Source organism: Luteococcus sp. H101 (genome assembly GCF_038433155.1).
Classification (GTDB): Bacteria; Actinomycetota; Actinomycetes; order Propionibacteriales; family Propionibacteriaceae; genus Luteococcus.
Map to the genome: position 1 here is coordinate 44,345 of NZ_JBCDMW010000006.1, position 16,667 is coordinate 61,011.

The 16,667-nt window shown below is 67.4% G+C and carries 11 protein-coding genes and 1 pseudogene; 3 read left to right on the top strand and 9 right to left on the bottom strand.

Features of this window, described 5'->3' with window-relative positions; all coding sequences use genetic code 11:
- From AAEX60_RS01595 to AAEX60_RS01625, 7 genes are all read right to left on the bottom strand, one after another.
- Positions 1-1,134, bottom strand: a complete 1,134-nt coding sequence (locus AAEX60_RS01595) for a sodium ion-translocating decarboxylase subunit beta (RefSeq protein ID WP_342100639.1) — start codon at positions 1,132-1,134, stop codon at positions 1-3.
- Positions 1,131-1,646, bottom strand: a complete 516-nt coding sequence (locus AAEX60_RS01600; protein ID WP_342100640.1) for a biotin/lipoyl-containing protein — start codon at positions 1,644-1,646, stop codon at positions 1,131-1,133. The genes AAEX60_RS01595 and AAEX60_RS01600 overlap by 4 nt, the downstream gene beginning before the upstream one ends.
- A 4-nt stretch (positions 1,647-1,650) precedes the next feature.
- Positions 1,651-2,130 carry an OadG family protein gene (locus tag AAEX60_RS01605; protein WP_342100642.1) on the bottom strand — a complete coding sequence of 160 codons (480 nt, stop codon included), beginning with the start codon at positions 2,128-2,130 and terminating at the stop codon, positions 1,651-1,653.
- Between the two features lie 10 nt (positions 2,131-2,140).
- Positions 2,141-3,733, bottom strand: coding sequence for an acyl-CoA carboxylase subunit beta (locus AAEX60_RS01610; RefSeq protein ID WP_342100644.1), 1,593 nt, complete (start codon positions 3,731-3,733; stop codon positions 2,141-2,143).
- A gap of 105 nt (positions 3,734-3,838) precedes the next feature.
- Positions 3,839-4,645 carry a helix-turn-helix domain-containing protein gene (locus AAEX60_RS01615; RefSeq protein WP_342100645.1) on the bottom strand — a complete coding sequence of 269 codons (807 nt, stop codon included), beginning with the start codon at positions 4,643-4,645 and terminating at the stop codon, positions 3,839-3,841.
- Between the two features lie 11 nt (positions 4,646-4,656).
- Positions 4,657-8,058: a hypothetical protein gene (locus AAEX60_RS01620; protein WP_342100647.1), complete on the bottom strand. Its 3,402-nt coding sequence runs from the start codon at positions 8,056-8,058 to the stop codon at positions 4,657-4,659.
- 760 nt (positions 8,059-8,818) lie between these two features.
- Positions 8,819-9,256 carry a hypothetical protein gene (locus tag AAEX60_RS01625; protein ID WP_342100650.1) on the bottom strand — a complete coding sequence of 146 codons (438 nt, stop codon included), beginning with the start codon at positions 9,254-9,256 and terminating at the stop codon, positions 8,819-8,821.
- 499 nt (positions 9,257-9,755) lie between these two features.
- On the opposite strand from AAEX60_RS01625, the pseudogene glpA reads away from it, so the two are divergent.
- The 3 genes and pseudogenes from glpA to AAEX60_RS01640 all read left to right on the top strand — a co-directional run.
- Positions 9,756-11,306, top strand: a pseudogene (gene glpA / locus AAEX60_RS01630) (anaerobic glycerol-3-phosphate dehydrogenase subunit GlpA); the annotation flags it as partial.
- Between the two features lie 163 nt (positions 11,307-11,469).
- Entirely contained in the window at positions 11,470-12,729 is a 1,260-nt protein-coding gene (gene glpB, locus AAEX60_RS01635; protein WP_342100652.1) for a glycerol-3-phosphate dehydrogenase subunit GlpB, read from the top strand.
- Positions 12,729-14,036, top strand: a complete 1,308-nt coding sequence (locus AAEX60_RS01640) for an anaerobic glycerol-3-phosphate dehydrogenase subunit C (RefSeq protein WP_342100653.1) — start codon at positions 12,729-12,731, stop codon at positions 14,034-14,036. The genes glpB and AAEX60_RS01640 overlap by 1 nt, the downstream gene beginning before the upstream one ends.
- A 113-nt stretch (positions 14,037-14,149) precedes the next feature.
- On the opposite strand, the gene AAEX60_RS01645 is transcribed toward AAEX60_RS01640, so the two are convergent.
- Together AAEX60_RS01645 and AAEX60_RS01650 are read right to left on the bottom strand one after the other, a co-directional pair.
- Positions 14,150-14,794: a hypothetical protein gene (locus tag AAEX60_RS01645; protein ID WP_342100654.1), complete on the bottom strand. Its 645-nt coding sequence runs from the start codon at positions 14,792-14,794 to the stop codon at positions 14,150-14,152.
- A 227-nt stretch (positions 14,795-15,021) separates the two neighbouring features.
- Entirely contained in the window at positions 15,022-16,572 is a 1,551-nt protein-coding gene (locus AAEX60_RS01650; protein ID WP_342100656.1) for a DEAD/DEAH box helicase, read from the bottom strand.
- Positions 16,573-16,667: the final 95 nt, after the last annotated feature.

Here is a 16,667-nt window from a genome sequence, read left to right on the forward strand (position 1 = left end):
TCAGACCGTGCCCATCAGGGCCAGCAGCACGCCGCCGGCCACCACCGAGGCCACCTGCCCGGCGGCATTGGCACCCATGGCGTGCATCAGGATGAAGTTCTCGAAGTCCTCCTTCGAGGCCTCCTTCTGCACGACCCGCGCGGCCATCGGGAAGGCTGAGATGCCGGCGGCACCGATCAGCGGGTTGAACTTCCCACCGGACAGCAGATTCATCAGCTTGCCGAACATCACGCCGGCCGCGGTGTCCAGGCAGAAGGCCAGCAGGCCCAGCACCAGGATCATCAGCGTCGACCACTTCAGGAAGGACGTGCCCACCATCGTGGAACCAATCGCCAGACCCAGGAAGAGGGTCACGGTGTTGGCGATCTCATTGGAGGAGGCGCCCACCAGGCGCTCCACCACACCGGACTCGCGCATCAGGTTGCCGAACATCAGCATGCCGATCAGCGGCGTGGCGAAGGGCACCAGGATGCCGACGATCACGGTCACGATGATCGGGAAGAGCACCCGGGTGCGCTTGCTGATCTCGCGCTGCGAGTACGGCATCCGGATGCTGCGTTCCTTCTTGGTGGTCAGCAGCCGCATGATCGGCGGCATGATGATCGGCACCAGGGACATGTAGGAATACGCGGCTACCGTGATTGGTGCCAACAACTGGGGTGCCAGCTGCCGGCTGACATAGATCGACGTCGGGCCGTCGATGGCGCCGATGATGCCGATCGAGGCCGACTCATTGCGGCTGAAGCCCAGCAAGGCGGCCAGGATCAGGGTCAGGAAGATGCCGAACTGGCCGGCCGCGCCCAGCAACACCATCTTCGGGTTCTCCAACAGTGGCCCGAAGTCGGTCATCGCCCCGATCCCGATGAAGATCAGCAGCGGAAACAACTCGTTGTCCACGCCGGCGTGGCGCAGCACGGTCAGCATTCCCTCGTCGCCCACCAGCGGGGAGAGCGGCAGGTTGGTCAGCAGGCAGCCCGCGCCGATCGGCAACAGCAGCAGCGGTTCGTACTCCTTGACCACCGCCAGCCCGATCAGCACGCAGCCCACGACGAGCATCACCACCGACTGCCAGGTGACATTCGTGATGCCCCGCAGCAGCAGGTCGATGGTGGACTCCATCAGAACGACGTTCATTCGAACACCACCAACGGGTCACCGAACTTCACCTGCGCGCCCACCTCGGCCAGCACCTGCGCGACGACGCCGTCCTTGGTGGCCTTGAGCTCGTTCTTCATCTTCATGGCCTCGAGCACCAACAGCGGGTCGCCGCGCTTGACGCTCTGGCCCGGCTGGGCGCTGACGGAGAGCACGACGCCCGGCATCGGCGCCGTCATCGAGGAGGCGGCACCCGGGGTGGTGCTGGCCGCCGCCGGGGTGGCGACGGGTTCCGCGACCGGCCGCGGCGTGGGCGCGGGGGCCGTTGCCTGGCTGGCGGGGAGCACGTCGTGGGCGTCGACGGACTGCACGACATTCTGCCGGCCCACCTCCACCTGGGGCGTGATCATGGCCTGGGCCAGGCCCTGGTGGTCCCGCAGGCGGACGTCGACCCCGTGGCCGGCGATCTGCACCCGGAAGGTGTTGGCGGTGACCTCCTCGACGTCGACCTCGTGGTCGGATCCGTTGATCGAAAGGGTGTAGCGACGCATCGGGCTATCTCCTGTTCCAGGACATGTTCTGCTGACCACGTCCCACCGCGACCCAGCGGCTGGTGTGGATCTGACTGCCGGGCGCATGGGTGCGCATGGCGGGGGCGGCCTGCTGGCGTCGCACCTCGGCGTGGGTGATCACCGCGAGGGCGACGGCCGTGGCCTGGTCAACGGTCAGACCGTCGGTGAGGATCTCCACCGACGACGCGGGGACCTCGACAGGCTCGGCCAGCGTGGAGGTGGCGGGCTCGGCCACCGTGGTGTCGGAAGGCTCGGCCATCGTTGCGGGCGGGGCCTCGACAGGCTCGGCCGCCGTGGAGCCAGACTGGGCCGCCGGGGCAGGGTCGGGCTCAACCGCCTTCGGGGCGTCGGGGCGGTCCAACCGGCCGATCAGGGTGAGCACCCCCATCAGCATGGCGAGCAGGGCGAAGACCACGCCCATGCCCACCAGGGTCATCTCCAGGCCCCATCCAAGATTGTTCATCGTCGGCCTCCTAGACCGGGAACAGGCCGTGCTTCTTGGGGATGTTGGTCTGCACCTTGGTGCGCAACACCTCCAGGGCACGGATCAGCCGGGGGCGGGTCTCGCAGGGCTCGATCACCTCGTCGATCTGCCCGACGTCGGCGGCCCGGTAGGGGTTGAAGAACTTCTCCCGGTACTCGTCGACGAAGCGCTTCTCCTCCGCGGCCGGGTCCTCGGCCTGCTGGATCTGGCGTCGGTTCAGCAGCCGGGCGGCACCCTCCGGCCCCATCACCGCGATCTGCGCGCTGGGCCAGGCGAAGGCCACGTCATTGCCCATCTGCTTGGAGCTCAGCGCCACATAGGAGCCGCCGATCGCCTTGCGGGTGACGACGCTCATCTTGGGCACGGTGGCCTGGCAGTAGGAGTAGATCACCTTGGCGCCGTGCCGGATCACGCCGGCGTACTCCTGCTGCACGCCAGGCAGGTAGCCGGGGCAGTCGACGAAGGTGATGATCGGGATGTTGAACATGTCACAGATCCGGATGTGCCGGCTGATCTTGTCCGACGAGTCGATGTCCAGGCAGCCGCTCATCACCATCGGCTGGTTGGCGATGATCCCGACGGAATGGCCATCGAGCCGGGCGAAGGCGCACAGCGCATTGCCCGCCCACTGCTCGTGCACCTCCATCACCGAACCCGCGTCGAAGACGCTGTCCAGCACGTCGCGCATGTCATAGGCGGTGGTGTCGTCGGCCGGCACCAGGTTGTTCAGCGCCTCGTCCATCCGGTCCGGGGAGTCATAGGCGACGATCGCCGGGGCGTCCTCGGTGTTGTTCTGCGGCAGGTAGCTGAGCAGCCGCTTGACCGTCTCGATCGCCTGCTGCTCATTGCCGGCATTGAACTGCGCGACGCCGGAGCGGCCGTTGTGCACATAGGCCCCGCCCAGGTCTTCCGCGCTGACGTCCTCACCGGTGACCGCCTTGATGATCTCCGGCCCGGTGAGGAACATGTTGGAGGTGGTCTCCACCATCACGGTGAAGTCGGTCAGCGCGGGGGAGTAGACCGCGCCGCCCGCGCACGGTCCCAGGATCAGGCTGATCTGGGGGATCACGCCGGAGGCGGCCACATTGCGGTAGAAGACCTCGCCGTAGGCGGCCAGGGAGCGCACGCCCTCCTGCACCCGGGCGCCGCCGGAGTCGTTCAGCCCGATCAGCGGGATGCCCGATTCCAGCGCCAGGTCCTGGATCCGGCTGATCTTCTGCGCCTGCACCTCGCTGAAGGAGCCGCCCAGCACGGTGAAGTCCTGGGCGAAGACGGCCACCCGTCGGCCATTGATCTTGCCGAAGCCGGTGATCACGCCGTCGCCGGGGAAACGATGGTTGGCCATCCCGAAGTCGGTGGTGTTGTGGGTGGCCAGGGCGCCGAGCTCCTGGAAGGAGGCCTCGTCCAGCAGGATCGAGAGCCGCTCCCGGGCGGTCATCTTGCCCTTGGCGTGCTGCGCATCGATCCGCTTCTGGCCGCCGCCCAGCAGGGCTTGTTCGCGCATCTCACGCAGTGCGGTGAGCCCGGGGTTCTGCGGCTCGCCGGAGCCCTCGTCGGGCTGGTTCTGGAGTGCTTGCGTCATTGCCTCTCCTCGTTGAGTTGGCAACCACCCTATGCGTTGGCCGCCTGCTCCGGGGAGGGTGGGGTCAGGTCTCCGGGACGATCCCGCCGGCCGCGACGCAGCGGGTCACCAGGACCAGCCGATGCCGTAGATCCGGTGCAGCTGCGGCCGGGTGAGGCGCAAGGAATAGCTGCCGCGGGCCATCGGCTCCAGCTCGTCACAGCCCTGGCCATCACCCGGGATGCACGGCGGGTCATCCAGCGGGCCGAAGTGCCAGACCCGGCTGGGTTGCCGGCTGCCCCAGAAGTTGAGCGTGATCCGGGCCTGCTGGGTGGGGGTGGTGAAGGTGGACTGGGCGGTGCACCCCGGGTCTGCCCCGTTCACCCAGGAACGCAGCGCAAACTCGTGCTCCTCACCGGTTGCCAGGCTGCGATCGAACCGGAAGCGGGTCAGGAAGCGGCTGGCCTCGTCTCCCAGCCGGTGCTCGCTGTGCTCGATCCAGCCGCCGAACAGTGGCTCCATCTCCAGCCCGAAGGCCGAGCGGTCGCTGGTGATCTGCAGGTCATAGCCGTCGACGCCGTCCACGGTGGCCCGGATCCGGCGGGTCAGCAGGATCTCCTCCGGCGACGAGTGCTCCCGGAAGGTGTAGCTGTAGGTGGCCTCCAGCACGTCGAAGGGCACCAGCTCGACGGTGTGCTGGGCGCAGATCGTGGGGTCCGGGTGGCACCGGGCCAGGTCCTCGGTCCACTCCGGCAGGCAGCGCTGCAACGTCGCCCACAGCCGGGCCGACGGCCGTTCCCGGCCCGCCTCCACATTGGCCAGGGTGGAGCGCGCAATGACATGCTCCAGCGCTGCCACCAGATCCACCTGGCGCATGCCGGAATCCTTGCGACGCCGCTTGAGCGCCTCCCCGAAGCTCTCCACCCGTGACATCGTGCCAGAGATCACCCGAAATTGACCTGACGTCCCAAGGTTCCGTTCAGTGCCTCAAGGTATCCGGGGGACTGCACCCCGGCCAGCGACTGCTGGAGCCGCTCCAACCGCTCGTTGAGGCCCAGCCGCCGCACCGGGCTGGCATTGCCCTCGTTCTTCACGAAGGGAGCCAGATCAGCGACGCCATGCTTGAGCAGCGCGATGTCGGCGGACTGCTTGGCCGCCAGCCGCTGGGCATACCAGCCCGAATCCAGAATGGCCTGCCGGGTGAACAGGGCGCGGAAGTCCGGGCTGTCCAGGGTCCAGCCCTTGGCGGAGGTGCCGTGCGCCATGATCTCCAGCAGGGCCCGCAGCGGCGGGATGGCCAGATCAACTGTGCCGTCGGTGAAGTAGGTCTGGGCCACCCGCTGGTGGGTGGTGACAATCACGTCGACGCTTTCGGCGAAGACCGCCGGATCCTGCAGTTCGGGGCGCAGCATCTCCGGAGTGAAGACCACGTCGGGATGCAGGAAGATCCGGCCGAAGTACTGGGTGGCGAACAACTCGTTCATCCGGTAGCCCAGCCGGCTGGCCTGCACCGTGCGGCCGTCGTGCTCGAAGTCCGCGATCTTCTCCAGGTAGCCGCCCTGGATCAGGGTGGCGGCCTTGCGCTCCTCGGGCCACATCCGGCTGAAGATCTCCGGCACCAGCAGGGAGATGTCGTGGTCCACCCGCACCTTCGGGCCGATCACGCCGGCCGAGCTCAGCCAGCCGTCGGTCTCGGTCAGGGCGAAGCTGAGCAGCGCGGCGTTCAGGTCGATGATCGACGGCAACGCGTTGAATGGCGCCTTGGTCATGGCGCCCTCGGAGCCGGCGCCCGTGGTGGAGGGGGACTTGCCGGTCATGGAGCTGATGAACTCCATGAACAACTCCGGCAGTTCCATGTAGTGCAGCGGGTTGTAGGCGCACAACGGCGGCACCCCGGTCTCGGCGGCATTGTTGCGTCGTCCGGCGGCCACCACGTCAACCGGCATTCGGACCGGCTGGTTGGTGGGGGCCTTGCGCACCAGGTGGGCGGCCAGGTCCGCGGCCGCGGTGGCCTCCGGATTGGTCAGGTCGGGGCGCTTCTGCAGGTAGCGGGGATTCTTGGAGCGCTTGCCCTCACCCACGATCCGGGGTTCGGAGGAGACGGCCAGGAAGAGCGGGTGCTCGTCGTCGGCGCCCTCGGCAAAGCGGATGATCCGCTCCCGCATCGGCTCGGTGAACGTGCTCAGGCCCGGGGCGTCGGCCACCATCTGCCGGGCCTCGTCCCGGGTCAGCGGGTGGAAGTTGGAGATGAACGAGTCATCCCCGGCCATGTCCTTCTCCGTCTGCTTGTCATAGCCGCGGTGGATGGCGTCGTCGGGCCGCTGGAAGAGCAGCTGCTCACAGTTCTTCACGTACTTGGCCGACGGGCTCTCGGCGTCGACGTCGGAGGGGACCACCACGGAGGCCGTGATGTCGTCCTCGGTCTGCACCTTCGCCGCGGGGGAGAAGTCCGGGCGCAGGCTGAACAACCGCCAGCTCCCGTCGGCCTCGAAGCCCACCCGCAACATGTTGACCATGATCTTCTCGCCATCCAGCCGCAGCGAATTGCCCTTGCGGCCGTTGGTGATGCCGACGGTGAAGTGGCTGCGCCAGTCATCGCCCCATTCGGGCTTGTAGTAGCGCTTCACGGTGAAGACCAGCTCGCTGACATGCGGCGGAATGGTGCCCAGCCACTCGTTGTACTCGTCGGTGAACTCGGCCCGCGGGGTGAGCAGTTTGATCACCGAGCCCAGTGAGCGGCTCTCGGCCAGCAACGGGCGCACGTCGTGCGCCTCTGGATCCCGGAAGCGGTCGGAGTAGTCGTGCTCCAGCAGCTCCTGCACCAGGTCCATGTCCTGGTCGATGTCCGCGGTGTAGGCGCTGCCGAAGACGAAGGCGTCCAACAGGCTCTTGCTGATCTCACTCTTGCCGCCGCCGGAGACCGTCGCGGGCTTGTGCAGCTGCGACGAGTGCGGAGAGGTGCCGATCAGGTGCCACTGGGTGGGGTCCGCGTCGCGCGGCTTGGCGTGCACCCGGTAGCCATTGGGCGCCAGGTAGGTCTTGCCGGCCAACAGCTGGATGGAGCCCTGGGAACCGTCCTGGTTGGTCCAGCTGATCTTCTGCTCCCGCATGGAGTAGGACGCCTTGCCGGGCACCACCACCAGGTTCGGCTGCTCCCTGTCGGTGGCGTGTCCCTCGGGCTGCTGCTCGAAGCGCTCCGGATTGCGGGCCACCACGTCCGCGACGGTGTACTCGTCGGGGGTGTAGGTATCGGTCCATTCCTGGCCCAGGTTGTAGGCGGGGAAGGCCAGGGCACCACCGGAATGCTCCTCCTCCGCCAGGCCGAAGAGGTTGGCGGAATAGGAGATCTGGGTCTTGACCTCCTTCTTGCAGTAGCCGAAGTAGTTGTCCGCGATCACGGTGACGATCACGCCGCGCTCGTCGCGGGCGCAGGCCTTGAAGGCCTGGCCCCCGTTGTAGAGCTCGTCCTCGCTCTCCCAGCACATCCCGTCGCGCTTCTGCCGCTCGGTGGCGTCGTCGACGTGCGGCAGGCCGAGCGACTTCTTGGTGACCTTGGTCAGGTGCGGAGCCAGGATCACTGCACCGGTGGTGCCGGTCCACCCCTCGGGGTCCAGACTGGCGTCGTTCTCCGGCAGGTGGGGGTCCCCCGCATTGCCGAAGATCCCCTCGACGAAGTCGAGGTTGGCCACCAGCCCGCCGGGCACGATGAAGCGGACCTCCATGGTGCGCTCCCGGCTGAAGCCCGGGACGGCGGGCAGCACGAGAGGCCGCATCAGCAGGGAGACGAAGCAACCCGCCTGGTCGTCCTGATTGGCGGCATACGGCAGCCGCATGTCCTGTTCGGGCGGCTGGAAGGCCAGCTCCAGCAGCCTGCCGAAGACCTCGGTGGGCACGGCGAGCTTGTCGTCCTGGATGGGCAGCCCACCCTCGGCGATGTGGAACACACCGGCGGTGGTGCGGCGGTCATTGGCCGGGTTGTGCAACACGCCATTGGCCAGCCGGTAGGAGCTGAGCAGTTCGGAATGGAACTCGTCACCGTCCTGCGGCAGGCTCAGCGCCCGGGCCAGTCCGGGGGTGTCCAGCACCAGGGTGCGGTGCGGCAGCTCAGGCTTGGTGCCGGTGCCGCTCAGGTAGTCGTCCAGGAAATTCTGGATTCGCAGGTCGGCGGCGCACAGCCGCTCGCCCAGGCGACGGGAGAGCTCGCGCTGGCGAGCGATGATCGGGGCGACCAGCTCGCCCTCGGCGTCTGGTTCTGTGCCCGGCTGCTTGGCCAGGGGGAGGCCCAGCAGGGCCAGGCGCAGGTTGATCGCGGCGTCGGGGGATGCGGACAGTCCGGTGGTTGCCATGTCTCCATTCAAGCCTTCGGCTCTGACAAAGCAAGGGGCGGGGTGGACCTGGGGATTGTGAGTCCACCAACTGTCACGGTTGGCGAGGCCCCTAGGTGCGAAGCTGCGCGAGTGGGTGCGCTCCCGGTCCGCCGAGGCAGCTGCCCTGAGGGAAGCCGCGAGGCCTGCTACTCGGTCGTGGGACCGACGCCCAAGCGTACCGAGGTGCGGGAAACCGTCACATCCCCATCGCAGAATCGGGACACCACTGACAGTAGAGGAATCAGCGACAAGCCCGGCCTCAAGAAAAATCTCGGCTACCCACGGTGGTCGAGATCTCGGAGTCCTGGCACTGACTACGGCGTGGGGACTGAGTAGCCGGGCACGCCTTGGGTCTCGGTCAAGCACTCTTCCTTTGAGTTGATCGCATCCCGATCGATCGGCGAGTTGCCCAGCCAATGGTACGTGAAGCCGTCAGATTCTTGGATCGCGACGACCGAACCGCCAGCCTGATCGCTGCGTTCCAACCAAAGGGTGACGCATGGCCGCCAAGCGCCGTACACATGAGGAGACCCGGTGACACCCTTGCCTGCAAGGTCTTGGGTGATCTGCCGTGTCGCTCGATTTTCTTCCCAAGTCTGGAGGGGTGAGCCCACCCACAAATAGGTTATGAGCGTCATCGGTAGTAGAAGCGCCAAGGCTGTCAGGATGGCAAGTGTGACGGTTGGGGTTCTGCTTGTCTGGTGGGGGCTATTTCGTCGCATCATCAGGGGCATTCCTGTCAGCGCCTTCTGGCGCAGTACTTCCCTGCTTTGACGCCGCTGTAGATCGTTTCATCGATGTAGGTGATCAGCTCGCCAATCCGAGAAACGTTTGGATATCGCTTGATTCCCGTGGTGGCAATTTGCTTTCCAGTAAGATTGTTGCGCATGTCACAGCGGACATCCTCCTTGTTCTTTTCGCCGGACTCGTGCGCTTGCAACCACGCATCGGGATTCTTTAACGAGAGGTACAGCCAAGCCGACCAGTATTGGTGTCGGAGGGCTTGACGCCGATCGTCGCGGTCATTGGATCTTGGAGCGGGGGGCTTTCCTGCGGCTACGATCGATTTTGATCGGGGTGTGTTCTGGAAGATGAACTCGGCATTGTAGGTGATCTCTGCCCAAGTTAGGCACAGCTTTATGATCTGTCTGCAGAGTTGCTTCTCGGCGTCTTTCACGGCTCCGAGTTTCTTGTAGATTTGCTCCGCTGTTTCCGAGTCATCTGAACGTGAAGCGCCTTCGTTGGGGGAAAGAGTCAGGCCGTCTCTTGTGCTGACCATATTCAGAATGACGCCGTCTCCATCGGGGTCCTGGTTGATGGGAATGTCACGAGAGGGCGCGGCCGTTGCTGGGGGGCAAACAGGATTGCTGCGCTCATGGCGGCGAGCGACACTTTAGAAAGGAAGTGATGGCTAGGATGCACGTGGGCTCCAATGTTGGGGGCTCTGGGATGCTATTCCCCGAAGGGGGTCGGTGGCGATCGTCATGGTTCGGAGGGCTGACCTTGCACGAATGTCCGAGTGTCGTGAACGATCGTGCAAACCGGGGTCAAGTCGGTGCACGTCGGGGGCGGATCGGGCCTGGGGCTCGAAAACCGTCGGAGGCGGTCCCTAGGCTGGCAGCACGGTGAGGGGTCCGCATGGGAGCGGGTCGGCCGGCGTACGACGGGAGCACTCCATGAGGACGATGCAGGCGGATGTGGTTGTGGTGGGTGGCGGTGCCACCGGTGCGGGCGTCGTGCGGGATGTGGCGATGCGGGGTTACACCGCGGTGTTGGTGGACCGGGCCGACCTGGGCCAGGGAACCACCGGGCGCTACCACGGGCTGCTGCATTCCGGCGGCCGTTATGTGGTCTCCGACCCTCGCTCCGCAACGGAATGCGCGGAGGAGAACGAGATCATCACCAGGATCCACGCGGATGCGGTGGAGGCCACCGGCGGCCTGTTCGTCGTTACCCCCGAGGACACCGAGGAGCACGCCGACAAGTTCCAGGCCGCGGCCGATGCCACCAAGGTGCCCTGTGAGGAGATCAGCATCGCCGAGGCGCTGAAGCGCGAGCCGCGGCTCAACCCCGGCATCAAGCGCGCCTTCGCCGTGCAGGATGGCACGGTCGACGGCTGGCAGATGGTCTGGGGTGCCGCCAGGAGCGCGATGGACCACGGTGCCCGGGTGCTGCCCTACCACTCGGTGACCCGGATCACCCGCGACGGGGACCAGGTCACGGGCGTGATCTGCACCGACATGAAGACCAACGAACAGGTCACCATCGACACCCGCTTCGTGATCAACGCTGGCGGTCCGTGGGCTGGTCAGATTGCCGGTATGGCCGACTGTCCCGGCGTCGATGTGGTGCCGGGCCGCGGCATCATGATCGCGATGAACCACCGGCTGGTGAACCAGGTGGTCAACCGCTGCATCTACCCCGCTGACGGCGACATCCTGGTGCCGGTGCACACGGTGTGCATCATCGGCACCACCGATGTGAAGGTGGATGACCCGGACAAGCTGGCCATTCCCCGCGACGAGGTGCAGCAGATGCTCGACTCGGGCGAGGCACTGGTGCCCGGCTTCCGCCGGGCCCGCGCGGTGCACGCCTGGTCCGGCGCCCGTCCGCTGGTCAAGGATTCCCGGGTGGCGCTCACCGACACCCGGCACATGAGCCGTGGCATGAGCATCATCGACCACGAGGCCCGTGACGGCGTCAAGGGCCTGCTGACGATGAGCGGCGGCAAGCTCACCACGTACCGCCTGATGGCCAAGAACATCGTCGACGTGATGTGTGAGCAGCTGGGCGACGAGCGCCCCTGTACCACCGAGACCGAACCGGTGCCCGGCAGCGAATCCGGCAAGAACTACCTGGTCACCCATCGCCTCGAAGAGCGGGAGAAGGACCGTCTGGAGGACCAGATCATCTGCGAGTGCGAGCTGATGAGCCGCGGTCAGCTGACCGAGCTGATGGACGAGCACCCGGCCGCCACCTTCGACGATCTGCGCCGGCAGCTGCGGTTGGGCATGGGGCCTTGTCAGGGCGGTTTCTGCTCCACCCGCGCCGCCGGGATCGCGCTGGAGACCGGGCATTGCGATGTCGACCGGGCCACCGAACAGTTGCGGCTCTTCCTGAAGAACCGGTGGGTGGGCCTGTGGCCGATCCTCTACGGGGACCAGGTGCGCCAGACCGCCCTGGACAACTGGATCTTCAAGGGAACGCTGGACATCGAGCACCTGCCACCCGCGGGCAGCGGGCCGCTGATCCCGGGCGAGGGCCCGGACCAGTTCGCCGTGCCGCACACCCAACCGGCCCCGGAGGACCAGCCGGAGGACCAGGACACCATCGAGGGCTCGGCGCACGACGCCGGGGCCGCCCCCGTCGAGCCGAAGCGAGGCATGTGAGATGAGCGACGTCATCGTGATCGGAGCCGGTCTGGCCGGGCTGACCGCGGCCCTGAAGCTGCGGCAGGCGGGCAGGTCCGTCACCCTGCTGAACAAGGGGATCGGCGGCCTGCAGCTGGGCCAGGGGACCATCGACATCCTGGGCTATGGCCCACAGCGGATCGAGCACCCCGTCCAGGCGCTGGAGGCCTTCGTCGCCGAGCACCCCGAGCACCCCTACGCGACGGTGGAACGCCAGGACATCGAGCAGGGCGTCCGGCTGCTGCTGGACACCCTGGGCCCCGACCAGCTGGACGGGGACATGCACCGCAACGGGCTCTACCCCACGGCCGTGGGCGCGATGCGCCCCACCGCCCTGGTGCCGCCGTCGATGGCCGCCGGGCAGTGCGTGGCCGGCAAGAAGTTCCTGATCGTCGGCATCCGGGAGCTGAAGGACTTCTACCCGCAGCTGGTGGCGGAGAACCTGGCCCGGACCGAGCTGCCCGGCGGTGGCCGGCTGGATGCCCGGGCGGACCACGTCAGCTTCGAGCCGCGCGCCGGTGAGGTGGATGCCAGCGGGCTGACCATCGCCCGGGCGCTGGACGATCCGGCGGCCCGGCGGCGTTTCGTCGCGGAGTTGAAGCCGCTGGTGGCCGACGGCGAGAGCCTCGGCCTGCCGGCCGTGCTGGGCGCCAATGACGTGAACGCCTGGCGCGACATCCAGGAGCAGTTGGGCGTCCCGGTTTTCGAGATCCCGCTGCCCCCGCCGTCGGTTCCCGGCTGGCGGCAGAACGACGCCCTGCTGCAGGCCGTCAAGGAGGCCCGGGTCCGGGTGGTCAATGGCACCAAGGTGCTCCGGGCGCGCGTCGAGGACGGCGTGATCAGGGGAGTCACCATCAAGGGCACCGGACACGAGCAGGAGTACACCGCGGAGCACTTCGTGCTGGCGGCCGGTGGCTTCGAGTCCGGCGCGCTCACCCTGGACAGCCACAACCAGCTGCACGAGACCATCTTCGGGCTGCCGGTGCGCGGCGGGAGGATCGAGGACATGGTGCACGGCGACTACTGGGGCGGTGACCAGCCGCTGTTCAAGGCCGGGCTGGCCGTTGACGAGTCGATGCGGGTGGTCGGCGACGACGACACGGTCGTGTACCCCAACCTCTACGCCTGCGGCGGCATCCTGGCGGGTGCCCAACGGTGGACCGAGAAGTCGGGCGAGGGAATCGCCCTGGGCAGCGCAATGCGAGCCAGCAACGCCATCCTGGCGGAGGGGAAGAACTGATGACCGAGCAAGAGCAGGTTGCGCCGGTGAACCAGCGGGAGGCCGCCAAGGCCGCGCTGGACCACGCGCTGGATGAACTGACCCGTGCGACGCTGGACCACTGCGTCAAGTGCACCATCTGTGAAACGGCCTGCCCGGTGGCCCGGGTGACGCCGCTGTTCAGCGGACCCAAGTTCGTCGGGCCGCAGGCCGAGCGTTTCCGCAACGGTGAATCGGTGGATCATTCGCTGGACTACTGCTCCAGTTGCGGCATCTGCACCCTGAGCTGCCCGCAGGGGGTGCAGATCGCCGAGCTGAACTCGCAGGCGCGTGCGGTCATGAAGAAGGACCACATGCCGGTGCGGGACCGGTTGATCACCCAGACCACGCTCGAGGGCATGGTGATGAGCCCGCTGGCCCCCGTCGCCAATGCAGCCCTGGGGATGAAGCCGGTGCGCACGGTGATCGAGAAGGTCGTCGGGGTCCACCGCGACGCCCCGATGCCCCAGGCGCACTTCGAGACCCTGCGGATGTGGTTGAAGAAGCGGCCGGCGCGCACCACCCCCGCCCCCCGTGGCCCGGTGGTCTTCTTCACCGGCTGCGCCGGCGGCTACTTCGAGGTGGAGACCAGCAAGAAGTCCATCGAGCTGCTGGAATTCCTGGGCTACGAGGTGCTGGTGCCCAAGCAGGGCTGCTGCGGCCTGGCCGAGCAGTCCAATGGCCTGTTCGAGCAGGCCACCAAGCACGTGCTCAAGCTGTGCAAGCAGCTGCAGAGTGCCGGCAAGGACCTGACGATCATCAGCTCGTCGGGTTCCTGTGTCGGCATGCTGAAGCACGAGGCGCACGAGATCATGGGCGTCGACGCGGAGGAACTGAAGGATGTCGGCACCCGCTCGCGTGACATCAGCGAATTCCTGCTGGAGCTGGCCGACGCCGGACAGCTGCCGCTGGACTTCCGCCAGATGGACATCGAGATCCCGTACCACCAGCCCTGCCAGGTCAAGAGCCAGGGCATGGGCATGCCCGCCATGCACCTGCTGGAATTGATCCCCGGGGTCACGGTGCAGGAGTCCGGCCAGCCGTGCTGTGGCATCGCCGGTACCTATGGTCTGAAGAAGGAGAAGTACGAGGTGGCCCAGGCTGTGGGCAAGCCCGTCTTCGAGCACATGAAGAAGCACGACCATGGTGTGGGTGCCTGTGACACCGAGACCTGCCGCTGGCAGATCCGCAAGGGGTCCGGCGTGAACACGGTGCATCCCGTCGAGATCCTGCACTACGCCTACGGGCTGTCCGATGACCTCTTCGAGGCCAAGGTGGGCAAGCGCTGACGCCCATGGCCTGACATCCGGCGGCCGAGCTTGTCGAGGCCAACCAAGAGGTGCTCCTTCCCCGGTGGGGAGGAGCACCTCTTTCCATCCGGAGACCTTCTGAGCTGGGTGGATCAGGAGAGGGTTCCGGGCACCACGTCGCGGATCCTGGTGGGATCCTCCCGGTCGTGGGCGATCAGTACCTGTACCCCGGAGCTGGCCTGGGAGACGACACGAATGGTCATCGGCTGCCAGCCAGCGGGTTGGTAGGAGACCAGCGCGATCTCGTGGGGGAGGCGGGGCAGCTCCCGGGTCTGCAGCACCTGCCCTTGGGTCACCACCACACGTCCGCCGCTGTGACTACGCCTCCTCGCGGCATTGCGTCGCCACCTGGCGAAGCCGTCGTGCTGCCGCCAGGCCAGCACGAAACAGACAATGCCACCCAGCGCCGCCAGCAGGATCCGTGGCACGGGCAGGCCGTCCTCGGCACAGGACAACAACAGGCCCATCCCGAGCCACAGGAAGCCGAAGGCCACTGCGTCCAGGACCGCGTAGCGAAGGGTACTGAGGCGCGCCCCGGCCGAGGACATCGCGGGCACCATGAGCCAGGCCACGGCCAGGCAGGCCAGGGCCCAACACAGCATGAATCCGAGGATTGGCAGCCACTCGACGTCTGGCTCGCTGGCCACCCACGGCAGCATGCACGTCGGGAAAGCGGCGAGCATCGTGAACAGGGAGAAGACGAACAGGGCCAGACTGTTGCCGAGGCGTTGGGGCATGCCGAAGAGCCTAACCAGCCGCGGGTTCGTCCACTCCCACCCGTGGGCTGCCTGCGGCATCCCACGGGAATCAACCGCCGGATGGCGGCCCGGCGAACCTCCACCGCGGGAGATCGATGCCGGTGGGTAACCGATGGTCGGTTCCCGTGGCGGGCCCTGCGGGAAATGACCAACGCGCCCAGCTCCACGAAGGGAACTGGGCGCGTTGACGATGCTGTTCGACTCGCTCAGCGGCGGCCGCGACGCCCCGCACTGCTGGAGAAGGCGGCGACGCCACCGGTGGAGCCGGCGGAGCTGGCGCCTGCCGAGCCGCCGCGGCGCGACGGCATGGCGCGACGGGTGCCTTCGGTGCGGCCACCCTCCACGGGGCGGGAGTCACTGCGACGGGCCTCGGGGCGGGCGGCGGAATCGCCACCGCGTCCCCGGCCACCACGACGGGAGCCAGCGGAGGACTGGGTGTCGCCCTGGCCGCGGCCGGCCCCGCCACGTCCACGGCCACCATTGCTGCCACGGCCCCGTCCACCGCCGGCGTTGCCGCCGGCAGCCTGCTGCTCGGCCTTCTGCGGGTAGGCGGCCTTCTCGGCATCCGCGGGGGACAGGAAGGTGCGCTCGCCGGGGGCGAGCCCGTCGAGCACGGAGCGCACGGCATTGCTGACCGTCGGCTTGATCTTGGCGGCCCGCATCAGGCCGCGGACCTCACCGCGCTGGTCGGGCGTCACCATCGTCACGACGGTGCCGGCCTTGCCGGCCCGGGCGGTCCGACCCGAACGGTGCAGGTAGGCCTTGTGCTCGGTGGGCGGATCGGCGTGCACCACCAGCTCCACGTCGTCGACGTGGATGCCGCGGGCGGCGATGTCGGTGGCCACCAAGGTGGAGACCCGGCCGGAGTGGAAGGCTTCCATGTTGCGGGTGCGGGCATTCTGCGCCAGGTTGCCGTGCAGGTCGACGGCGGGAATGCCGCGCGCCAACAGCTGCTTGGCGAGCTTCTTGGCGCCGTGCTTGGTGCGGGTGAACAGGATCGTCTTGCCCGGCGCAGCAGCCAAATCGGCCAGGATGCCGGTCTTGTCCTCCTTGCCCACCTCCAGCACGTGGTGGTCCATCGCGGAGACAGGGGAGACGGCGGAATCGGCCTCGTGGGTGACGGGCTGGTGCAGGTAGCGCTTGACCAGCACGTCGATGCCATTGTCCAGGGTGGCGCTGAAGAGCATCTTCTGCGCATCGGTGGGCACCTTGTCCAGGATTCGCTTGACCATGGGCAGGAAGCCCATGTCGGCCATGTGGTCGGCCTCGTCCAGGATGCAGATCTCGACGGCGGACAGGTCCACCAGCCCCTGACCCATCAGGTCCAGCAGGCGGCCGGGGCAGGCGATCAGCACGTCGACGCCCTTCGCGAGGGTGCGGACCTGCGGGTTCTGGCCGACGCCGCCGAAGATGGTCAGGCTGACCAGATCGGAGCTCTTCTCCAACGGGAGCAGGGATTCCTCGATCTGGGTGGCCAGCTCGCGGGTGGGCGCCAGGATCAGCGCACGCGGCTTCTTGGCCACTCGGCGCTTCTGGTCGGCGGTCAGGCGGGCCACCGTCGGCAGCAGGAAGGCGAAGGTCTTGCCGGAGCCGGTGCGGCCTCGGCCCAGCACGTCGCGACCGGCCAGCGAGTCGGGCAGGGTGGCCAGCTGGATCGGCGTGGGGGTGGTGATCCCGCGGGTGACCAGCGCGTCGGCCAGCGGCTGCGGGACGCCCAGTTCCGTGAAGCCGCCGGCGGCGGACACAGTGGTGGGCACAGAGGTATTGCGGTCAGTCAAGGAGATACCAATCACTATCGGTGTCTTGCACGGCGCGCTCAGCTCGGTCCGTCGGGTGACGGTGCGGCGCGGCC

What these genes read in the sequence shown, in the direction of transcription:
- AAEX60_RS01595 (WP_342100639.1), bottom strand. Translation starts at nt 1,134, where the DNA reads ATGAACGTCGTTCTGATGGAGTCCACCATCGACCTGCTGCTGCGGGGC.
- AAEX60_RS01600 (WP_342100640.1), bottom strand. Translation starts at nt 1,646, where the DNA reads ATGCGTCGCTACACCCTTTCGATCAACGGATCCGACCACGAGGTCGAC.
- AAEX60_RS01605 (WP_342100642.1), bottom strand. Translation starts at nt 2,130, where the DNA reads ATGAACAATCTTGGATGGGGCCTGGAGATGACCCTGGTGGGCATGGGC.
- AAEX60_RS01610 (WP_342100644.1), bottom strand. Translation starts at nt 3,733, where the DNA reads ATGACGCAAGCACTCCAGAACCAGCCCGACGAGGGCTCCGGCGAGCCG.
- AAEX60_RS01615 (WP_342100645.1), bottom strand. Translation starts at nt 4,645, where the DNA reads ATGTCACGGGTGGAGAGCTTCGGGGAGGCGCTCAAGCGGCGTCGCAAG.
- AAEX60_RS01620 (WP_342100647.1), bottom strand. Translation starts at nt 8,058, where the DNA reads ATGGCAACCACCGGACTGTCCGCATCCCCCGACGCCGCGATCAACCTG.
- glpB (WP_342100652.1), top strand. Translation starts at nt 11,470, where the DNA reads ATGAGCGACGTCATCGTGATCGGAGCCGGTCTGGCCGGGCTGACCGCG.
- AAEX60_RS01640 (WP_342100653.1), top strand. Translation starts at nt 12,729, where the DNA reads ATGACCGAGCAAGAGCAGGTTGCGCCGGTGAACCAGCGGGAGGCCGCC.
- AAEX60_RS01645 (WP_342100654.1), bottom strand. Translation starts at nt 14,794, where the DNA reads ATGCCCCAACGCCTCGGCAACAGTCTGGCCCTGTTCGTCTTCTCCCTG.